We start from the raw sequence: 5,118 nt of genomic DNA, 5'->3' as shown, positions 1-5,118 counted from the left end.
CCGCCGCCGGTCGCTTCGGCGAGGCGGGCGTACTCGCCCGTGAAGTCGCCCCACGGCTGGTCGCTGGCGAAGAGCACGCGGTCGTGGCCGATGCCGCGGCGCTCGATCTCCTGGGCCAGCCAGCGGGGAGTGAAGCCGATGGCCCAGGAGAGGTCGGTGTATACGTGCTTGCCGGCGGTGATCCAGTCGAAGAACCGGGATCCGACAAGCTTGATGTGGCCGCTCATCCCGCCGCCGAAGTGCACGAGATGGACGGGGACTCGGTCGGCGTACCAGTCGACCAGGTGGCCGACCTCGTCGATGTCGGAGGCGGCCCCCGGGGAGGTGTGCACGTGGACCACCAGGTGGTGACGGGCCGCCTCGGCGAAGATCCGGTCCAGCATCGGGCGGCAGGCCGGATCGGTGGGGCGCCCGCCCAGCAGGAAGCTCAGCTTCAGTGCCTTCACGCCCCGCTCCCCGGCCAGCGCCAGGGCGAGCCCGGTTCGCTCCGAGTCCTCCGGGCGCGGCGACACCCACAGCCCGGCCCGGATCCGGTCGTCGCTCTGGGCCGCCTCGATCGCCAGCTCGTTGAAGGAGAAGGCGATCGCGGGGTCGGGGACACCGTAGTTGGGGATGACCAGGGCGCGTTCGGTGCCCTCCGCGTCCAGGTCGGCGATGAGCTGCTTGACCGTGGCGCGGGCGGTGGTGTCGGGGTTGACGGGCGGTCCGCCGTAGAAGGGGTAGGCGGGCAGGACGCCGATGTGGCGGTGTGCGTCGTAGACCATGTCGCTGGTTCCTCAGCCGATCGGGAGGGCGGAGGCGAGGTCCGTGGGCGCGCCGGTGAGGGCGCCGCAGACGTCGGCCAGGCGGCGTGACGCCTCGATGTGGTTCGCCAGGAACTCCGCGTCCCTGCCCACCGCCTCGAAGCGTCCGGAACCCCATGAGTACTGCCAGGGCAGGCCCAGGAAGTACAGGCCTGGTGTGCTGGTGGCGCCGCGCCAGTGCATCGGGTAGCCGCGGCCGTCGAAGGCCGGTATCTCAACCCACCGGTGGTCGCGGGTGAAGCCGGTCGACCAGACGACGGAGGTGATGCCGGCGGCCTCCAGATCCAGCGAGGCCACCTGCGCGGAGGGCTCCCAGACCGGTACGTACCGTGCCTCGTCCGGGGCGTTGATCCCCTGAGCGGCGATGTACGCGTCGATGCTGTCCTTGATGCCCTCGGCCACCGCGTCCGCGCGGTCGATGTTGACCTTGAGGTCGTCGGCGAAGTCCAGCCGCGCACCGTCGACGCCGGTCAGTCGCCCGTACAGCCGCATCCCGTCGCAGGCGAAGGCCCGCAGGTCGATGTCACGGCCCCCGTCCCGCCCGGTGACGTAGTGGTTGACGCGCATCCGGACGGCACCCGCGTCGTCGAACTCGCCGATGTCCTTGCCGTAGTAGCCCATGCTGTCCAGCCAGGCCACACAGTCCCGGCCGCGGTAGAAGCGGGCCACGCGGGGCGCGCTGCCGACGGCCAGGTGCACCTGGCGTCCGGCCAGGTGCAGGTCCTCGGCGATCTGGCAGCCGGACTGGCCGGTGCCGACCACCAGGACGGCGCCCTCGGGCAGCTGGTCCGCGTTGCGGTACCGGGAGGAGTGGATCTGCTCGACGCCGGCGGGCAGCCGCTCGGCCATCCGCGGGACGGAGGGCGTGTGGTATGGGCCGGTGGCCACCACCACCTGGTCGGCGGTGAAGTCGCCGTCCGATGTGGTCAGTTCGAAGACACCGCTCGGAGATCGCCGCAGCCCGTCGACGGACACTCCCTCCACCAGCGGGGGCTGGAAGAAGGCGACGTAGTCCTCCAGGTACCGGATGATCTCGTCACGGACCATGAACCCGTCCGGATCGTCCCCCTGGTAGGGGAACCCGGGCAGTTTGCACTGCCAGTTGGGGGTCACCAGGCAGAACGAGTCCCAGCGGCGCTCGCGCCACTCGTGGCCGACCCGGTTCCGCTCGACGACGACGTGCTCGATGCCGCGCTCGCGCAGACAGTAACTGACCGACAGCCCGGCCTGACCGCCACCGACGACCGCGACCGGATAGTGGGCCCCGGCCAGCCGCCGCGGGGTCACCTCGGGCTCCCGTCGGCGTTGCTCAGGACCTCGACGGCGACCTTGGCCCCGTCGAGGGAGGCGTACACGGCCGCGGTCTCCTCGATCTGCGCCAGCTGGTCGGACGCCCCTGTGCACGCGAACCCGTACTTCTCGCGCACCCGGTCGCTCGCGATACCGAGCGCCGTCCGGCTCCGCTCCAGGAAGTCACCGAGCTCGTACACGCCACCGGTGGTGAGGTAGTCCTCGATTACCGTGGAAGGTGAGTAACAACGCTGGGTCTCTCCGTCGGGCCAGCGCACATGGAAATACAGCTCCGGCATGAAAATCCTCCATGCGAGGCGCCGAGGCTTTGCCACCTCGCCGCTGGTTGTGAGCACCACTTCAGCCAGCGGGAATTACCGAACGAGGTCATCCGGAATAAAGCGGAGTTACGGAGTCCTCACGCCAAGCGGCGTCCCGCGTACGCTGAGTTGCCTCTGGGGCAAATCGGGGTGCAAAGAGCCCCGGCCGAATTCAGTCGGCCGGGGCTCGGGCGGACGGTTCAGGCCTGGGGCTGGTCCGCGGCCGTGGTGGGCTTGCGGTGGTTGGCGAGGAGGCCGCCGGCCGCGCCGAGGGAGACCAGGCCCATGCCGGCGGCTGTGGCGATGCCCTTGACGCCGTCCATGGTGAGGTAGCAGAACGCGGCCACGCCGCCGTTGAAGAGGAACAGGAACCAGAGCGTGGAGGGCTTCGACAGGAAGGCCTTGATCTTCGGCTTCTTCGCGATGCGCGAGCCGGCCACCATCGAGACGGCGATGCCGGCGAAGGTGGCCACGTTCTTCTGCGTACCGTCCAGCACGGTCCCGGAGGCGGTGCTGGCGACGAGGCCGCCCACGAAGAACGACCACAGCAACAGGTCGGCGACGAGCGGCTTCACGGTGGCGAGCTGCGACTTCACGGGAGTTTTCCTTCAGGAAGGGGACGTGATCTCTTGCCCTCTACGATTCCGTCACGCGCCCACCGCCACGAGGGACCGCTCTCCCGAACCCGGGGTGTAGCCCACTACACCCCGGGCCGCCTCCCGGGGTGATCAGCTCGGTGTGCCGTCGACGTGGCGGGCCAGGTCGTGCAGATGGACCGCGAGCTGAAGCCGCAGGGCGTGGTCGGGCTGCTGCCAGTCGGGCCCGAGCAGGCTGCCGATGCGCTCGATCCGCTTGAGGAGCGTGTTGGTGTGGATGTGCAGGGCGCGGGCGGTTCCGGCGAGGTTGCGGAAGTTGGCGAAGTACTCGGTGAGAGTGCCCAGGAAGTCGGTTCCGCGTTCGGCGTCGTGTGCGACGAGCCTGCCGAGGGAATGGTCGAGGAACGCCCCGAGGTCCTGGTCCCGGTCGGGATCAAACAGGATGGTGTACATCGCGAGCCGCTCCGTGGTGGTAGCGCCGTCCCGCACCCCGATCCCGCGCAGCACTCGGCAGCAGCGGCTCGCCAACGTGACACTGGCGCCGAGCGGTTCCGCGCCGGTCCGGACCGGCGCGGCACAGACGAGAGCGGGGGCATCGAGCACGTGTCTGAGGCGCTGGTGAACGCTGTTCGCGGCCTGGTCGGCACTCTCGGCGGTCGGGGTGCGGATCAACGCGATGGGGACGCCAAGGTGCTCGCCCGCCAGACCGTCGTACTCCTCCGCGAGACCGTGCAACAGGCGGGTCGTCTCGCCGAGGCGATCCTCCGTCACGTCCACCACCAGGACGGTGTCGAGACGCCCGGGCTCGATGTGACGCGCGCGGGCACGCAGCGCGAGTTCGGTGGAGAACGGGCGTGGGGCGGTGAGGAGTTGGGTGAGGAGTTCACCCCGTACCCGCTCTTCGGCCCGTACGACGGCGTCCTGGGTCAGGGTCAGCAGTGCCGTGGTCTGCGCGGCGCGTTCGAGGGTACGCGCTTCGACCGGGCTGGGGTCGCTGTGGCGTGACAGGACCAGGGCGCCCATGTGGGTCGCGCCGACGACGACCGCCGCCACGGTGTGGCGCAGGGTGTCGCCGCGGTCGACGGTGACGCAGCGTCCGGACCTTCGGCTCTCCTCGATGCCGTGGACGATCGCAGCGGCCATGCGTGGGGAGGCAGTGAGGAGGGCGCGCTCGCGTACCGTCGCCTCGTCCTCGTCGACGGGCTGCCCACGCGAGACGAGCACGCGCTGGGCGTGATCGAGGACCAGCACACCGCCGCCCAGAGTGTCCACCACGAGGTCCGCGACGGCGCCCACGTCACCGCCGGCCAGCACCAGACGGGTGAGCGCCTCGTGGACGGCTTCGGCCTCCTCGATCGTCGCGTACGCCGTTTCCAGAGCGTGCAGTGCGCGGCGGCTCTCGTCGTAGAGCCGGGCGTTCTCCAGCGCCACCGCGGCGTGGTCCCCGAAGGCGGTCAGCAGAGCGACGTCGTCCCGGACGAACGGCCGCTCCTGCCGGTTCGCAGCGATCAGCGTGCCCAGGAACCGGCCACCCGCGACCAGCGGAACGCCGAGCATCGACACGATGCCCTCCGCCTCGATGGCGCTGTCGACGCCCGGATCGTGGACGATCTCGGCCGACGCCAGGTAGTCGCTCTCCCAGTACGGGGCCCTGGTCGTGGCCACGCGTCCGGCGATGCCGATGTGGGCCGGCGCGTGCACCCGCTCGGCGAACCCGGGGGTCAGCGTGCCGGCCGTGGCGCGGACCCGCAGATACGTCCCGTCCTCTTCGAGAACGGCCAGATACGTGATGTCGGTGCCGATCAGGTCGTGGGCGTGCTCGACGACGCTGGCCAGCACCTCGTCCAGTCCGCGCAGGACCGTCAGGGATCGTGCGGTGGCGTACAGGCTGGAGAGTTCGCGCTCGCGGCGACGCTGGCGTTCGAGCAGTTCGACTTCGGTGCTGTCCATGAGGCGTCCTAGGTCAGCCGCCAGGGAGTGTGTGAATCATACGCCCACCAGGCGGCAGGAGTGGAGGATCCATACCTCTGCCCGGCCGTGGCACGGCCGTAGCCTTCCCGACAACGAGCGGTGGGCCTCACCCCCCGCCCTGCGCGGCCGCTCCCCGGC

The 5,118-nt window shown here is 70.3% G+C and carries 5 protein-coding genes; all 5 read right to left on the bottom strand.

All coding sequences use genetic code 11. The features are described 5' to 3' along the window. Positions 1-764 (bottom strand): amidohydrolase family protein (locus AC31A1_RS46335; protein WP_489659087.1); only part of this gene is annotated, 764 nt, incomplete at its 3' end. Positions 765-776: 12 nt separating this feature from the next. Further along, complete coding sequence (locus tag AC31A1_RS46330; protein WP_489659086.1) at positions 777-2,090, bottom strand: MSMEG_0569 family flavin-dependent oxidoreductase; 1,314 nt, start codon at positions 2,088-2,090, stop codon at positions 777-779. Continuing rightward, a complete protein-coding gene (locus AC31A1_RS46325) occupies positions 2,087-2,392 on the bottom strand; it encodes an MSMEG_0570 family nitrogen starvation response protein (RefSeq protein WP_489659085.1) in 306 nt (101 codons plus the stop codon). The genes AC31A1_RS46330 and AC31A1_RS46325 overlap by 4 nt, the downstream gene beginning before the upstream one ends. A 221-nt stretch (positions 2,393-2,613) precedes the next feature. Further along, on the bottom strand, positions 2,614-3,009 hold the full coding sequence (locus AC31A1_RS46320; RefSeq protein ID WP_489659084.1) for a hypothetical protein: 396 nt from the start codon (positions 3,007-3,009) through the stop codon (positions 2,614-2,616). Positions 3,010-3,141: 132 nt separating this feature from the next. Further along, entirely contained in the window at positions 3,142-4,959 is a 1,818-nt protein-coding gene (locus AC31A1_RS46315; protein WP_489659083.1) for a helix-turn-helix domain-containing protein, read from the bottom strand. Positions 4,960-5,118: the final 159 nt, after the last annotated feature.

The organism is Streptomyces sp. P5F9, assembly GCF_057961495.1.
Note: the sequence above shows the minus strand (reverse complement) of the source record. Positions and strands in the feature narration are given on the sequence as shown.